Below are 15633 nucleotides of genomic sequence, written 5' to 3'. Positions count from 1 at the left end.
AAAGATGACCGTCAACGTGCTGTTTGCCGCCATGTACGAGCGGTGGAAAACCTACGAAAACCCCTTGAAATCAGCTTTTTCCGCCGCCGGTCTAGATGTCGCTCTGAGCACGGATCTGCCGCCGGAGCAGGTTGATTACATCGTCTACGCGCCCAATAGCGAGGTGCAGGATTTCACGAAATTCACCCGCGCCAGGGCAGTTCTTAACCTTTGGGCGGGGGTTGAGGATGTTGTGGGTAACCAGACCCTTAAGATTCCGCTGGCGCGGATGGTCGATCACGGGCTGACGCAGGGAATGATCGAATGGGTCACCGGCCATGTGCTGCGACACCATTTAAACACCGACCTTCATGTTAACGGCCAGGACGGGGAATGGCGTAAGGAAATCCCGCCGCTGGCGGAGCATCGCGGCGTCACGATCCTGGGGCTGGGCACGCTTGGGGCCGCCTGCGGCACCGCATTGGCGAGGCTTGGCTTTGACGTCACCGGGTGGAGCCGATCCCCCAAGGACGCCACCGGCATCACCTGCTTGTCCGGCGAGGATGGATTAGCTCAGGCCTTGGGCACCGCTGAAATTCTTGTTCTGTTGCTGCCCTTTACGCCGCAGACCGAAAATATCCTGAATGCCAAAACACTGGCACAGACGCCCAAAGGCGCGGTGATTATCAACCCCGGACGAGGGCCGTTGATTGACGATGACGCGCTGCTGAACGCGTTGGATGCGGGCCAGATCGGCCATGCCACGCTGGACGTCTTCCGGGTGGAGCCCCTGCCCCGCGATCACCCCTATTGGGCACATCCAAAAGTTACCGTGACCCCGCATATCGCGTCCGAGACGCGGCCCGAAACGGCCGCACAGGTGATCGCCGAGAACATCCGCCGGGGCGAGGCGGGCGAGCCGTTCCTGCATCTTGTGGATCGCAGCCTGGGATACTAATTACCTGAGAATAGGCGGCTTTTCCGGGTCTGATCCGGGGGCTGACCGCGTCGTGACCTGCGGCTGAGGCAGATCGAATCGCAACCCGCATTTCGCCAGTTTTGCCGCCGCCGGATTGGCGGCATCGAAAAAACCGACATCAATTGTACCGGCCTCAAGGCCTGAAAAAACAAGGGCCTGGGCCACAGTTTGCGTCAATGCGGCATGGGCATCCGGACGGGCGTTAACAAAGCCAAGCAGATGGCCGTTGCTGCCATTGGCGTAATCGGCCGCCACCAGATAGGCGAGATCGGCCAGCCCCGTGGCGGCCGCAAGACGGGTGTCGAGCGCGCTCAGGAACGCTTCGGGCAACCCTTTGGGCGCGTTGAATTTTTCCACTTTCTGAGAGATTTCGTCGGGGGCAATTTCCATATTGGCCAGCCAGTCCACCGCCTCGGCAGGCAGCAGGATCGACGAGGGTGCAACATCGAGGTTGAACCCCACGCCCAGCCCCTGCGGGGCCAGCAGTTGAAACACCGTGCGCCCCGATAAGGCCGCATAGGGAGAGGTGATGCCGGTGAATTGCGTCAGCCGGTCCTCGCGATCGAAGATCAGAACAAAGGATTCATCCGTTAAATCAAACACATGCGGGGTAATTTGATCATCTTCGGGTTCTGATTCGAGCAACAGAAACAGCTCGCTCCCGACCAGTTTTTCATAGAAGTGCAGCCGGGCGGCGTCATCGTTAACGTCGGCCTGCATGGCGGCATGGGCAGCATCCAGAATGGTCTCAGCCATGTATAACCCTTTGAACCTGCGCGCGTAATTTCGGCAAAAGATTTTCCTCGAACCACGGGTTTTTCTTAAGCCAGCCTGTATTGCGCCACGAGGGATGAGGCAAGGGAAAGAGGCGGGGCGCGTGCGATTCCCATGCCCTGACCGTATCCGTCACGCCAGTTTTCACGCCCATGTGATATTTATGGGCATAGCCGCCCACAAGCACAGTAAGCTCAACCTTATCAAGGGTTTGCATGACCTGATCGTGCCATGTCGTGCCGCAGATCCTGGGCGGTGGCAGATCCGATCCCTTGGCGTCGTAGCCCGGAAAACAAAACGCCATCGGCACCACGGCAACGCGGGATTTATCGTAGAATTCTGAAGGGCTTAGCCCCAGCCAGTCGCGCAGGCGATCCCCCGAGGGATCATCAAAGGGCTTGCCTGACTTGTGCACGCGCATCCCTGGCGCCTGCCCGGCGATCAACAGCCGCGCCGAGGGTTTGAACCAGACGACAGGGCGCGGTTCATGCGCCGTGTGGGTCGCGGCGAAGCGGTCGGCGCACAGACGGCAGCGGGAAATGTTAACTGTAAGATCGGTCATGTCATTCGGTACAGGATGTACGGAACGTACGCGAGTTCTGTACGTTTTGCACGTCCAGCCGGGCGATGCCGGATCATGACGAACGATCGGCACGAAGATTTGGTAGATTGGTCCTTCGGCCGTCCATACATTATTTCGACAATATTCGAAATAAAGGTTGCATCCGGATTTTATTTCTATAATTCTAGAAACATGAAACAGACAGCGATTCCCGATCTTGACCTGGCCCTGGCGGCCTCGACCTTTGCAGCGCTTGGCAGCGAGCAGCGGCTTATGGTGTTGCGCAGCCTTGTGCGGGCCGGTCCCGAGGGGCTGAGCATCGGCGAGTTGGGAGAACGGACCGGTGTGACCGGATCGACCCTGACCCATCACATGAAAATTCTGGCGCAGGCCGGGCTGGTCACCCAGGAGAAACGCGGGCGCAGCATCATCTGCGCAGCGGTCGCTTATGACGAATTGAAAAGCATCTCGGAATTCCTGCTGCGCGAATGTTGCGCCGACAGTGATCACCCGCATGAAGGACACGGACATGACTGACACGACGGTACAATCCCAGGGGCCGAAATGGCGTCTCGACAAGGCGTGGGTGGCGTTGGTCATCATTCTGGCGCTGGTGGCGGTATTCGACTGGGCGCAGCTATGGCCGACAATCACCTTCGCCAGCGATGCGCTGTGGCACACGGCGCCTTTCATCACCTTCGCGGTGCTGGCCGTGGCCTACATGAAGGCCAGCGGCGCCGAGAGCCTGCTGGCGAAAGCTTTCGAGGGACGGCAGGTACGCATGATCGTGCTGGCGGCGCTGTTGGGGGGCCTTTCGCCCTTCTGTTCCTGCGAGGTAATCCCGTTCATCGCGGCGATGCTGGCGCTTGGTGCGCCTTTGGCCGCGGTGATGGCGTTCTGGCTGGCCTCGCCCCTGATGGACCCGGCGATGTTCCTGATCACCTCTGGGACGCTGGGCTGGGAATTTGCCATCGCCAAGACGTTGGCAGCGGTCAGCATCGGGTTGATGGGTGGCTTTGCCACCATGCTGGCGGCGCGAAGCGCGGTTTTTGCCGACCCCCTGCGCGAGAAAAAACAGGGCTGTGGCGGGTGCTGCAGCAGCGACAAGCCGTTTGAGGGCAAGCCGGTGTGGAAGTTCTGGGGCGAAAATGCCCGGCGTCAGGCGTTCAGGACGAGCGCGCTCGACAATGCGCATTTCCTGCTGAAATGGCTGGCACTGGCCTATGTGATCGAGGCGCTGATGCTGGAATATATTCCCGCCGATCTGGTAGCCTCTGTGCTGGGCGGCGACGGGCTGATGCCGATCATCCTGGGGGCCGTAGTCGGCGCACCTGCCTACCTCAACGGCTATGCAGCGGTGCCGCTGGTCGACGCGCTGCTTGCTCAGGGCATGACCCAGGGCGCTGCGATGAGCTTTGTCATCGCGGGCGGCGTAAGCTGCATCCCCGCCGCCATCGCCGTCTGGGCGCTGGTCAAGCCAAGGGTCTTTGCCGCCTATATCGGCTATGCGATGATGGGCGCGGTGCTGGCGGGCGTGGCCTGGCAGGCCGTTGCCTGACGCCTGACATTTGCGACCGTTCGCGCCTCTGGTTGCCCCGTTTCGCTAAATACCCTAGGTCTGAACCTGGAAGCTGCGAAACAGGGTGGTCACATGTATCGCGTCTGGAATTTTGTCGCCGAGTATTCACTGCTGCTGATCTTCGGCGCGTTGATCGCTTTGATCTGGGCCAATATCGACGCCCATAGCTACCATGCCTTCACCGAGTTCGTGATCTGGGATCATGCCCCGATCGGGCATCTGCATGATGGCCACCGGACGCTGACACTGCACTATCTGGTCAACGATATCCTGATGGCATTGTTCTTTGCCATCGCCGCCAAGGAAGTGTGGGAGGCGGTGATCCTCAGCAACGGCTCATTGCGCGGCAAAAAGGCTGCAACGCCCCTGTTTGCAACCGCGGGCGGCATGTTCGGGCCAATCGCGGTCTATCTGGGACTGGCCGCACTGATGGGGTCAGACACCTATGACGCCGTGGCCAATGGCTGGGCCATTCCGACAGCCACCGACATCGCCTTCAGTTACCTGATCGGGCGGATCGTTTTTGGTGCAGGCCATCCGGCGGTGAGGTTTCTGCTGCTACTGGCCATTGCCGACGACGCGGCGGGGCTGATCATTCTGGCGGTCTTCTACCCGTCGGGCGATCTGGCGCCGATGTGGTTGCTGTTTTCGTTCGGCGCGGCGGCGATGGTCTATCTGCTGTTCAACTGGTTGCCCCGCCGTCTGGACCGGGGCAAACAGGACCGGCCCAATTCGACCCGCATTCGCGCGAGTCTGGGCGGTGCCCCCTATATCGTTGCGGGCTGCGCCTGCTGGTACGGGTTCATGCGCTCGGGCCTGCATCCGGCGCTTGGCCTGTTGCCCATCGTCCCTGCCATTCCACACGCAGACCGTGCCTTTGGTATTTTCAGCGCGGCCGAGAAATACCTGAAAGACCTTCTGAACGTGTTGGAACATGCGCTGAAACACCCCGTCGAAATTGTGCTGTTCCTGTTTGGGCTAATGAATGCAGGGGTCGAATTTTCGTCAATCGGGGATGCCACCTGGCTGGTGCTCGCAGGTCTGATCATCGGCAAACCGGTGGGCATATTGCTCTTTGGCTGGGTGGCCGCGAAACCGATGGGGCTGGGCATCCCCCAAGGCATGCGCATTGTCGATCTGGTGGTGATCGGCTTCGTTGCCGCCATCGGCTTTACCGTGTCTCTGTTCGTGGCCTCAGTCGCCTTCGATCCCGGGCCGGTTCAGGACGCTGCCAAGATGGGCGCGCTGTTCAGTTTTGCGGCAGCAATCCTGTCGATCATCGCTGGCAAGGTCCTGAGGGTGCAAAAACAAACGATCCAGGGGGCTTTGGAGACCTGATTCTGCGACACAAGGCGCGGCAAGTGTGACTAGGGCCCCGTGGGGCCGTAATCCTGCCCGGTAGCGATGGTCAGCAGATCATTCCTTTTCAGACAGGCGCTTTCCGACGCCATGAGCATAGATCATGGAGCGAACCTGCAGCATAGGATCCTCGGAAGGCTCGAACCCGTTGCTGAGCACGGTCGGATCGAAATTGATCGCATCGCATTGCCCGTCCTCTTCGGACATTGCGGCATTCGCTGTAAATCGGGCAGCGACGATCTCGGTGTGATCTCCGGTCCACTGCGCGGAAGGATCTGCAACCGGGTCGCCCGGATTGGCCAATGTCACCACCATGTCCCATGAAACCGTGCCCTGGGCGATATTTGCCTGCATGTTGTCCAGGAAGAAATCGGGATGCGTGTCCACCACGATCGCCTCGTCGCCCGATGGCCGGAAGGAAAAGCGCATCGCCGTTTTTTCGCCGGCCTCGTTCACCAGGTAAAACGCATTTACGCTGTTATAGGTCGTGCCTTCATAGGGGCGCAGCGTCTTATCAAGAGCCCCGTGGTAGGCCTTGTAGGCCTTCAATTCGGGATGAGCGGCGGCGAATTCCTTTACCGCGTCCCCGCCAGTGGCTTTGGCACGCAAAAGCTCGATGAACGCCTCACTGGTCGAGACCGGGAAGAAATGTTCGGTATTCATCCCGATCACATGAAGATCATCATCATGCGTGCTAATTTCCATCGACAAGCCAAGCAAACCGTATTTGTCGTCCGCCGGATTGGCCTTACCGCCCTTGTGCGACACCCGCGCTATTACGTCCGAGGTACCGGTAAAAAGAGGGCTTGTGGAATAGGCTTTGATCGCCTCGTCGACGGGTGTCAACTCGCCCTCGACACAGAACCCTTTGGTGTGATTGCGTCGCTTTCCTTCGGTTACGCCAAAAAGATTTTCAAAAGCGGCAAACCCGCCTTCGGTATCGAACTCACCCCCGGCAGCGGGCAGAGAGGCAAGTGAAAGGCATGTCGCCATAAGAATCGTGCGCATCGTCGGTACTCCTGTTTTTGCATAATATAAACTTGTTTATAATTAGTATACTTACTATATGCAAGTGGAATTTTTAATGGTACTGAAGAGGCACCCCGTCATGAAAGAAAGCCGGAAGCCATTGTCAGAACAAACAAAATCTGCTGGAAAACCCAGTGTCCGCTTGGACAATCAGTTATGTTTTGCGCTTTACGCCGCATCACATTCGGTTGAGCAGCACTACCAGACGCTTCTGAAGGCTCAGGGCCTCACCTATTCTCAATATCTTGTGCTGATGGCGCTGGCCGAGGACGACGCGGTGTCGATCACATCCCTCGCCGGACGGCTGGAAGTATCCAAGGCGACAATGACGCTCCTGCTGCGTCGTCTGGAAGAAAAAGGGCTGCTGCTGCGCGAATTTCGCGAGGGGGACGAACGGCAAAAAATCGTATCTCTCACAGATGCCGGGCGCAGTATCTGGACGAAAAGCTGCAGCGTGTCGTCAGAGGTGTTTGACCGTCTTGGTCTGTCTGAGACCGAAGCAGACACAGTCATCCGGCTCTGCAGACAAATCGCGGCATCCAAAGCGAAGAACGCTACATAAAGCGTCGCGCTATTTTGAACGCCAAATCGACCCTTCTGCTTTGTCGAAAGTCGCCCCAGCGCCAGATATCGGATGGTTTTAGCCGAAACCCGGGTCAGGCCCTTGGTTCGGCGCAGCGCTCAAATCCGTTAGTACGCCAGCCTCGGCATGTATTCTGGTCCGGCTACTCAACCCGAATTTCAGGAGTCGTTCGAAAGTTTCAAAAATCCTTCGCGTCCGATGCTGTCATAGGCATCGAACCCGGCACGCTTGGCATCCTTGGGCGCATAGATATTGCGCAGATCAGCCATCCTCGGGCTGTTCATCTTCCGGGCAATCCGCTTAAGGTCGAGGGCCCGAAACTCGTTCCATTCGGTCAGGATGACCAGCAGGTCGGCATTATTGGCGCATTTATAGGGATCGTCGAACCAACTGACACCCGGCAACAGCGCCTCGCCCTCGTGACGACCCTGCGGGTCGGTCACCCGTACCTTCGCACCGCCGCCCACAAGTGCCGGAACGATCGTCAGGCTGGGCGCGTCGCGCATATCATCGGTATTGGGTTTGAACGTCACGCCCAAGATCCCGATCACTTTGCCATTGAATGATCCGTCACAGAGATCACGCAGCTTGTCGATCATGCGGCGCTTGATTTCTTCGTTGACGCTGATCACGGTTTCGGTGATCTGCATCGGCGAACCGTACTCCTGGCCGATCCGCGCCAGCGCCTTGGTGTCTTTGGGAAAACAGCTTCCGCCATAGCCCGGCCCGGCATGCAGGAACTTGTTGCCGATGCGCCCGTCCAGACCCACGCCGTGGCTCACCTGCTTCACATCAGCGCCGGTGCGCTCGCACAGCGCGGCGATTTCGTTGATGAAGGTGATCTTGGTTGCCAGAAAGGCATTCGCGGCATATTTGATCATCTCGGCGCTTTCCAGATCGGTGGTAATGATCGGGAAATCGCGCAGATATAGCGGACGATAGATATCGGCCATGACCTCAGCCGCGCGGTCGGATTGTACACCGACAACCACACGGTCGGGCTTCATGAAATCGTCGATCGCGGCGCCTTCGCGCAGAAATTCGGGGTTGCTGGCCACGTCGAAATCCAGATCCGGATTGGCCTTTTTCACGACCTGCTTGACCTGCCGGTTGGTCCCGACCGGCACGGTGGATTTAGTGACAATGACAACGTAATTCTTGGCGATACCGGCAATCTCTTCGGCCGCCGCCATCACGAAGCTCAGATCGGCATGGCCGTCACCACGCCGGGCGGGTGTTCCCACCGCAATAAATATCGCTTCGGCACCGTCCACCGCGCTGGCCAGATCGGTGGTGAATTTCAGACGGTCCGCCTCGACATTCTTTTCCATCAGCGTGTCAAGACCCGGCTCGTAAATTGGAACCTCGCCCCGCCCCAGCATGTCGATCTTTGCAGGATCTTTATCCACGCAGACCACATCATGCCCAAAATCTGAAAAACACACGCCGGACACAAGCCCGACATATCCGGTTCCAATCACCGCGATTTTCATCTGCTCATCCTCGTTACTGCCCCGTTTCGGGTTATGCGGCAGCCCTGCTTTCAAGTCAATTCAGGACGCACAACACGGCATGGAACCGATGCAGGTACGCGTTGGGGGCTTGGCGAGCACCCGAACGCGCGCTATCACGCGGCGTCGCATCACCGCCGGAGCCCCAACAAAATGACCGCGCAGAAAACACCAAGCCAGATCGCCCACGATGTGCTCAGCATCGAAGGGGACGCGTTGCAGCAGATGCGGGACAACCTGCCGGACAATTTCGACAAGGTGATCGAAACACTGCTCAAGGTGCGTGGTCGGGTGGTGGTATCCGGCATGGGAAAATCCGGCCATATCGCCGCCAAGATCGCCGCCACCATGGCCAGTACCGGCACCCCGGCGCAAACGGTTCACCCGGGCGAAGCCAGCCACGGCGATCTCGGCATGATCACCTCCGATGATGCAGTGATCCTGATCTCAAACTCGGGCGAAACCCGTGAACTGGCCGACATCATCGCCCATACGCGCCGCTACGCCATTCCGCTGATTGCCATTACCAAAAAACCCGCCAGCACCCTTGGCACGCAGGCGGATTTCCTGCTGCCGCTGCCCAACGCTCCCGAGGCCTGCGGCATCGGCATGGCGCCCACTACCTCGACCACCTGCACGATTGCCATGGGCGACGCGCTGGCGGTGGCGCTGATGAAGCACCGCGGGTTCGAGCGCGAAAACTTCCTTGCGTTCCATCCCGGCGGCACTCTTGGCGCGCAACTGCTGAAGGTCAGCGCGGTGATGCATAAGGGTGAGGATCTGCCCATCGTGCATGAAACCACCCCGATGAGCGATACGCTGATCGAAATGACCGCCAAAGGGTTCGGCGTCGCCGCCGTGGTCGAAAACGCGCGTCTGACGGGCGTGATCACCGATGGCGACCTGCGCCGCAACATGGAGGGGCTCATGAGCCGCACCGCGGGAGAGGTCGCCACGCGAAAACCGATGGTCACGACCCCCGACACGCTGCTGATTGAAACTCTCGGCGTGATGAACACCCACAAACGCACGACGATGCTTGTGACTGACGAAAATCACCATTTGGTCGGCCTTGTCCATATCCACGACGCCCTCCGCGCCGGGGTAGCCTGAAGCTCTCCTCACGCGCCAATCCGAGGAAGCAGCGCAAAGCGCGAATGACGAGATATCGAGCGTGCTCGTCAGCGCACTCCTTTTGAGAACAGCACGCTTAGTCGATCAACTGGTCAAAGGCCGCGCGCAACAACCCCCATTTCTTGTTCAGCGGATAGTGATGATTACCGATAAAAAGACCATTTTTATCAATATCTTCCGCGTTCTTCAGCGCCCCGTGGATAACGTGATCCATGTGATTTTTCACCACGTCGTTCTTGGCAAAATTGCCGGTCACGATAGGGCGGCACTCTACACCGTGATCTCCCAATGCCCGAATAAGCGCTGCCCGATCGAAACCGGCATCCGGCTGAATCACCAGTGAGAACCCGAACCAGCTGCTTTCGCCGATCTCCTGCTGAATACGGATCTGCGGATAGCCCTGCATCAACGCGCGAAAGCTATCGGCGTTCTTGCGCCGCTCTTCCACGATCATCGGTAGTTTCGCGATCTGTTCCTGCCCGATCGCGCCGCTCATCTCAACCGGGCGCAGGTTATAACCGGGCAACACGAACCTGAAGCTCTCCTCGAACGGATCGTCACTTTTCTCTCCGGTCACGTGGTTGAACTTGGGCAGATGCCGGGTCCAGCCGTGTGAGCGTACCGACAGCATGATGTGATGCAATTCCTCGTCATCGGTCACCACAAGGCCACCTTCCATGGTCGCGATATGGTGAGAAAAGAACGAAGAGTAGCTGCCCGCAATCCCGAAAGTCCCCGCCTGACGCCCTTGATACGTGGCCCCGAGTGACTCGCAATTGTCCTCGATCAGCAGGATATCACGATCACCGATGATCTTGCCGATCCGCTCGAACTCATTCGGGTTGCCCAGGAGGTTCACCACCATGATTGCCCGCGTCTCTGGGCTGATCGCCTCGGCCAGCGCGTCAAGATCATAATTCAGCGTATTCCGGTCGATATCGACGAATTTCTGGCGCAACCCATATTGATGCAGCGGATAATAGGTGGTTGACCAGCTGACCGCAGGCACGATCACCTCGGCGCCCTCAGGCAACCCGTGTCTGGAGTGATAACGAAGAGCCGCAACGATGATCAGGTTCGCGGACGAGCCGGAATTGACCATCACGCAATACTTGCTGCCCATCGCGGCGGCGAACTGCTCCTCGAACCGCGCCACTTCCGGCCCCATCGAGAACATGCCGGATTTGACCACCCGGTCGATGGCGGCATATTCCTTCTCGTCCCAACTTGTCGTGGCCAGCGGAAACCCCTGCTCGCTCATGCGTTTTCGCCCTCCAGCTCAAGAAAATGCGCGTAAGTCTGTGCGATACCATCCTGCAGCGTTGTTTTCGGCGACCAGCCAAATGCCGTCTGCCGATCCACGGCCAAAAGCTTCTGTTTCATGCCGGTGGGTCGGTTCAGATCATGGGAGAATGCACCCTGCCAGCCGATCACCTGCGCGGCCTCGGCGTAATATTCGTTAATCGAATAATCATGACCCAAACCGATATTCATGCAGCCCGGCAGGCCATCAAAATGCGCCACCGCATGCCAGACGCCATCCGCCAGATCGCCCGAGAACATGAACTCGCGCCGGGCTGTGCCATCGCCCCAGATCTCGACCGTGCCGGCGCCCGATTGTTTCGCCTCGTGCACCTTGCGAATGATCGCCGGCAACAGATGCGAAACCTTTGGATCAAACTTGTCGTGCAACCCGTAAAGGTTGCAGGGAATCAATGTTTTATAGGCGAAATCGCCTCCCCGGCCAATGAAGTCGCACAGGCGTGCCACCGCCAGTTTTGCCAGCCCATACCCTTCGTTTGTGGGTTCAAGTTCGCCCTTGCCCAGGCTGTCCTCGTGCAGCGGATTGGGCGCGTCATGAGGGTACATACAGCTGGATCCAAGATTGATCAGCCGGATCACCCCCGCTGCCTTGGCGGCCCGCACGATATTGAACCCCATATCCATATTCTCGACCAGAAACGCCTCTGGGTCGGCCATATTGGCGTGAATGCCGCCCACACGCCCCGCAGCGTGGATCACCATGTCGGGTCGCTCAGTGGCGAGCGCGTCCATGACGGCGGGCCTGTCGGTCAGGTCCAGGTCGTCACTGTTCGGGGCCACGATTTGATGCCCTGAAGCATTCGGATAGTACTGAATGGCGCGGCCCACCATGCCGCGCCCGCCGGTCAGAAAGATTTTCATGTTGCGGCGGCGCGTTGCTGCGCCTTTGCTTCCGCCAGATCCGCATCGACCATCTCGCGCACCAGTTCCGCAAAACTTGTTTCCGGCTCCCAGCCCAGTTGCTGCCGTGCTTTGCTGGCATCGCCCAATAGGGTCTCAACTTCGGCGGGGCGGAAATACTGCGGATCGACCTTGACCACCACGCGGCCGGTCGCATCACGCGCCACCTCGTCCACGCCGTCCCCCTCAAACGTCAACGTCATCTCCAGCGCGTCGGCGGCACGCGACACGAATTCACGTACCGAATATTGCTGGCCGGTGGCAATCACGTAATCCTCGGGGGTGTCCTGCTGCAGCATCAGCCACATCATATGGACATAGTCGCGCGCATGGCCCCAGTCCCGTTTGGCGTCCATGTTGCCAAGGAGCAGTTCATCCTGCATGCCCAGCTTGATCCGCGCCAGCGCCCGGGTGATTTTGCGGGTAACAAAGGTTTCGCCACGAATGGGGCTTTCGTGGTTAAAGAGAATGCCATTGCAGGCATACATCCCGTACGCCTCGCGGTAGTTGACGGTGATCCAATAGGCGTAAAGCTTGGCTACCGCGTAGGGAGAGCGGGGATAGAACGGCGTCCGCTCGGTCTGCGGGGTTTCCTGTACTAGCCCGTAAAGTTCCGAGGTTGAGGCCTGATAGAACCGCGTGGTTTCGCCCATGCCCAGAAACCGGATCGCTTCGAGCAGGCGCAGCGCCCCCATCGCGTCGGAGTTGGCGGTATATTCAGGCTCTTCAAAGCTGACGGCGACATGGCTTTGCGCGGCGAGGTTATACACCTCGTCAGGTCGGGTTTTTTGCAGGATATGGGTCAGTGACGAGCTGTCGGTCATATCGCCATGATGCAGCTGAAATTGGCCGGATTTACCGGGCTCACCTTCGAACAGGTGGTCGATCCGCGCGGTATTGAACAGCGACGTGCGGCGCTTGATGCCATGCACGCGATAGCCCTTATCCAGCAGGAATTCAGCCAGATAGGCCCCGTCCTGCCCGGTCACGCCGGTGATGAGTGCGGTTTTCGCCATCTTTGCCTCGTCGCTACCTTTGCCTTTGCCCCCGGATAAAGCTTTCGCGCGCCGATGAACAGGGGTCAGATGCAGCGCCCGCCATCGACCTCAAGGCTGGCGCCTGTGATCATGCTGGCCTCGTCACTGCAGAGGAACGCCGCCGCGTTTCCCATATCCTCGGGCGTTGAAAACCGGCCCAGCGGGATCGTGCTGAGGAATTTGGCGCGCATTTCGGGCGTGTCCTCGCCCATGAAACTGCGCAAGAGCGGCGTTTCCCCGGCAACGGGGTTCAGCGCGTTCACGCGGATGCCTTCGGGCGCCAGTTCCACGGCCATAGCCTTGGTTGCGGTGATCATCCAGCCCTTGGAGGCGTTGTACCAGTTCAGCTTTGGCCGGGGGCTGACCCCGGCGGTCGACGCCACGTTGAGGAATACCCCGCTGCCCCGCGCCTTCATTTCCGGCACAAAGGCCTGCGCGGTCAGAAAAACCGACTTGCAGTTGACCGCCAGTACACGGTCGAAATCCGCTTCGGTCACGTCTTCAAGCGCCGTCGGCAGATGGGTGATGCCCGCGTTGTTGACGATAATGTCAGGTGTACCAAACGTATGTTCCGCAGCCCGTTTCATACCTTCAACGCTGGCCGCGTCAGAGACATCGACCATGCAGGCGGCGCAGCCAAGCTCGGCCGCCATCGCCGCCGCGGCCTCGTTGTTCAGATCGGCAATCATCACCTGCGCGCCTTCGGTCAGAAACTTGCGGGTAATGCCTGCACCAAATCCGCTGGCACCCCCGGTCACGATTGCGGTTTTCCCCTCGAGTCGCATCTTTGCCCCTTTTCCAGCCCTACTTAGTCTGCCCGATGCGCATGCCAGGAAATATCCTCTATTCCAGCAAGCCGCGCAAACCGCCCAAGCTCGGCCTCCAGCTTTTCCAACCGTGCGGCGCCCCATTTTACCGGCACCTCGGGCCAGAAACCGGTCACCTTCATCCATCCCTGCGCACGATCGGCTTTCAGCTCAATACGGCCCACAAACCGATCGCCTTCAAGCAGCGGGTAGACGTAATAGCCCCAGCGGCGTTTGGCGGCGGGGACGAACATCTCGTTTCGGTATTCAAATCCGAAAAGCCGCGTCAACCGATTCCGGTCCCGGATAGCCGGATCGAAAGGGTTCAACAGGCGCAGGCGTTTGGTCGGTGCGGGCGAGTTGTTGAGCCGCTCTTCAATGTCAGGAACCGCCCAAGCGGTGTTGTAATCGCCACTTGCAGACTGCACCTCAACAGGTACCAGATCAGGTATTTCGCCACACCAGTTCTTTGCGTCCTGCGCCCCGACCACATCCCAAAAGCGTTGCACGTCGCCACTGGTGCCAAATGTCAGCCGGTCAAGCGCCTGATGGCACAGCCAGTCAATCTGGCGGGCCTCACTGGGGCCTTCTCTTAGGTGGGCGGGAAAGACACGTTCACTGAGATTATAGAATTTCACGAAATTCTCGCGGAAACAGGTAGCCAGGTCGCCCGCATACCACATCTGGTCCAGCGCTTTCTTGTGTGGCGGCCTCGCCCACATTTCGCGCTTTCCCTCGATCTTGGTGTCAAAAGCATGGGTGGACAGCGCGCCTTCCCGCTCTATTCGGGCGCGAATATTCCGGATTTCCTGCTGAGCAAGGCCCGATTGATACCACGGCCCCTGCGCTGCCTTTTCCCCCAGCCGGCGAAACTGTCGCTGCCAATATGGCAGATACTCCATCGGGATCAGCGAGGCGTCATGGGTGAAGTGTTCAAAGATCGCCCTGTCGCACTGCAACAATGGCCATAGCATCTTTTCCCGGTAATTCTGGTTGCGCGTCCACAATATGTGATGATGCGCACGGGTCACGTTGCGGATCGTATCAATCTGAACAAAGCCCAACCGGCGGATCATCTCCATGACATCCGGCTTGCCCACCGGCGTTGGCGACAGGCCGTTTGTCCAAAGCCAGAGCCGCCGTGCATCGCGATTGGCAATCTTCAGCACCATCTCTTAGGACCCCAACGGCACGCTCAGCAGAATGAGGGCATGATGCAGGTCACGCCCTTCCATCGCCAGTACCGCATCCATGAAGACGCGCCCCGCTATACAGGCGCGTCGGTTGCTGACGCGGTTGAGGTCCTCGTAGGCCCTTAGCAACGCGGGGGCATCCGGTCTGTCGGCCAGTGTCCGGCCAAGGGCCTCGTTGATCTTCTCGACAACACGCGCCTCGTCACGCTTGCTCAGCATTGTCACATCGCGAGAGGCCCCGAGGCGCGCGGCCTCGTACTGAATCCGGTAATATTCCCGCAATGCCGGTGTGTTCAGCCGTGCAGCCACCCGGCCTGTCGCCGCCGCGAGCTTGTCGGGCGCCAATCTTTCCTTGACCGCCAACCCGCACTGACGCGTCGGAAGTGCCTTCAGCATGGTCTGTTCGACAAGATAGAAATAGCGCAGGTCACGCGGGGGAAGGTGTCCCAGCCCACGATCGACCAGCGGCCAGAACAGCCCACCGGCCTCGGCCGGCTCGATCGACGGGTTGCGCGCCGCTATCACGCGATCCGCAATGTTGCTGGCGATCACCGGATCGTTCAGCATTCTGGCGATCTGGTTCACCGCCATTTCAAGCTTTTCGCCCTTAAATCCCAGCGCGATCATATCCTCGCGGATTGGCGTATAGTTCGGCAGTTCCCCAATCAAGCGCACGATATCGGATTTGCGAAAGGAATTATCCTGCGCGATGCCGGGCTTGGTCGCAGCAATAATCGTGCTCGCGCTGATGACTGCTGCCGCTATCAATGGGAAGATCTGCACGTTTTTTTCCTTACCGATCCGCCCCCGCAGGCAATCCTGTATTGCCCTGCATGTATATGTGTAGAGCTTTTGTTCTGAATGAAAACCCCGCGACAGCACAGA

General features: G+C 59.0%; 16 protein-coding genes. 6 read left to right on the top strand and 10 right to left on the bottom strand.

Annotation, left to right across the window (positions count from 1 at the left end; translation table 11 throughout):
- The first annotated feature begins 4 nt into the window (after nt 1–4).
- Nucleotides 5–937 carry a 2-hydroxyacid dehydrogenase gene (locus tag LC334_RS11780; RefSeq protein ID WP_085800785.1) on the top strand — a complete coding sequence of 311 codons (933 nt, stop codon included), beginning with the start codon at nt 5–7 and terminating at the stop codon, nt 935–937.
- Here LC334_RS11780 and LC334_RS11775 read toward each other — a convergent pair whose 3' ends face one another.
- Both LC334_RS11775 and LC334_RS11770 read right to left on the bottom strand, forming a co-directional pair.
- The gene (locus tag LC334_RS11775; protein ID WP_085800735.1) at nt 938–1714 is read right to left on the bottom strand and encodes an SseB family protein; all 777 of its coding nucleotides are present in this window, start codon (nt 1712–1714) and stop codon (nt 938–940) included.
- A complete protein-coding gene (locus LC334_RS11770) occupies nt 1707–2294 on the bottom strand; it encodes a uracil-DNA glycosylase family protein (RefSeq protein ID WP_085800734.1) in 588 nt (195 codons plus the stop codon). The genes LC334_RS11775 and LC334_RS11770 overlap by 8 nt, the downstream gene beginning before the upstream one ends.
- A gap of 192 nt (nt 2295–2486) precedes the next feature.
- Here LC334_RS11770 and LC334_RS11765 point away from each other — a divergent pair, with 192 nt between their 5' ends.
- The 3 genes from LC334_RS11765 (at nt 2487) to LC334_RS11755 (ending at nt 5211) form a co-directional block, all read left to right on the top strand.
- Complete coding sequence (locus LC334_RS11765; RefSeq protein WP_085800784.1) at nt 2487–2831, top strand: ArsR/SmtB family transcription factor; 345 nt, start codon at nt 2487–2489, stop codon at nt 2829–2831.
- Nucleotides 2824–3852 (top strand): permease, encoded by a 1029-nt coding sequence (locus tag LC334_RS11760; RefSeq protein ID WP_085800733.1) that lies wholly within the window; start codon nt 2824–2826, stop codon nt 3850–3852. The genes LC334_RS11765 and LC334_RS11760 overlap by 8 nt, the downstream gene beginning before the upstream one ends.
- Before the next feature lie 93 nt (nt 3853–3945).
- Entirely contained in the window at nt 3946–5211 is a 1266-nt protein-coding gene (locus tag LC334_RS11755; protein ID WP_085800732.1) for a Na+/H+ antiporter NhaA, read from the top strand.
- A gap of 78 nt (nt 5212–5289) precedes the next feature.
- On the opposite strand, the gene LC334_RS11750 is transcribed toward LC334_RS11755, so the two are convergent.
- Nucleotides 5290–6240, bottom strand: a complete 951-nt coding sequence (locus LC334_RS11750; RefSeq protein WP_085800731.1) for a catalase — start codon at nt 6238–6240, stop codon at nt 5290–5292.
- Nucleotides 6241–6403: 163 nt separating this feature from the next.
- Between LC334_RS11750 and LC334_RS11745 the strand changes: the two genes are divergently transcribed.
- Nucleotides 6404–6823 carry a MarR family winged helix-turn-helix transcriptional regulator gene (locus tag LC334_RS11745; RefSeq protein ID WP_223412963.1) on the top strand — a complete coding sequence of 140 codons (420 nt, stop codon included), beginning with the start codon at nt 6404–6406 and terminating at the stop codon, nt 6821–6823.
- 179 nt (nt 6824–7002) lie between these two features.
- Here the strand turns inward: LC334_RS11745 and LC334_RS11740 are convergent, their stop codons facing one another.
- Nucleotides 7003–8337: a UDP-glucose dehydrogenase family protein gene (locus LC334_RS11740; protein WP_085800783.1), complete on the bottom strand. Its 1335-nt coding sequence runs from the start codon at nt 8335–8337 to the stop codon at nt 7003–7005.
- A 171-nt stretch (nt 8338–8508) separates the two neighbouring features.
- Between LC334_RS11740 and LC334_RS11735 the strand changes: the two genes are divergently transcribed.
- Nucleotides 8509–9468, top strand: coding sequence for a KpsF/GutQ family sugar-phosphate isomerase (locus tag LC334_RS11735; RefSeq protein ID WP_085800782.1), 960 nt, complete (start codon nt 8509–8511; stop codon nt 9466–9468).
- Between the two features lie 97 nt (nt 9469–9565).
- Here LC334_RS11735 and LC334_RS11730 read toward each other — a convergent pair whose 3' ends face one another.
- From LC334_RS11730 to LC334_RS11705, 6 genes are all read right to left on the bottom strand, one after another.
- Nucleotides 9566–10750, bottom strand: a complete 1185-nt coding sequence (locus LC334_RS11730) for a DegT/DnrJ/EryC1/StrS family aminotransferase (protein ID WP_085800729.1) — start codon at nt 10748–10750, stop codon at nt 9566–9568.
- The gene (locus LC334_RS11725) at nt 10747–11673 is read right to left on the bottom strand and encodes a GDP-L-fucose synthase family protein (RefSeq protein ID WP_085800728.1); all 927 of its coding nucleotides are present in this window, start codon (nt 11671–11673) and stop codon (nt 10747–10749) included. Before LC334_RS11725 ends, LC334_RS11730 begins: the two co-directional genes overlap by 4 nt.
- Complete coding sequence (gene gmd / locus LC334_RS11720; protein WP_085800727.1) at nt 11670–12728, bottom strand: GDP-mannose 4,6-dehydratase; 1059 nt, start codon at nt 12726–12728, stop codon at nt 11670–11672. Before gmd ends, LC334_RS11725 begins: the two co-directional genes overlap by 4 nt.
- A gap of 65 nt (nt 12729–12793) precedes the next feature.
- Nucleotides 12794–13534, bottom strand: coding sequence for an SDR family oxidoreductase (locus LC334_RS11715; RefSeq protein WP_085800726.1), 741 nt, complete (start codon nt 13532–13534; stop codon nt 12794–12796).
- A gap of 23 nt (nt 13535–13557) precedes the next feature.
- A complete protein-coding gene (locus LC334_RS11710) occupies nt 13558–14727 on the bottom strand; it encodes a winged helix-turn-helix domain-containing protein (protein ID WP_085800725.1) in 1170 nt (389 codons plus the stop codon).
- Between the two features lie 3 nt (nt 14728–14730).
- On the bottom strand, nt 14731–15531 hold the full coding sequence (locus tag LC334_RS11705; protein ID WP_139836392.1) for a hypothetical protein: 801 nt from the start codon (nt 15529–15531) through the stop codon (nt 14731–14733).
- Nucleotides 15532–15633: the final 102 nt, after the last annotated feature.

The sequence above is a fragment of the Roseovarius aestuarii genome (assembly GCF_019966515.1).
Classification (GTDB): domain Bacteria; phylum Pseudomonadota; class Alphaproteobacteria; order Rhodobacterales; family Rhodobacteraceae; genus Roseovarius; species Roseovarius aestuarii.
The sequence above is the reverse complement of the archived record's forward strand: the minus strand, read 5'-3'. Positions and strand labels throughout refer to the sequence as shown.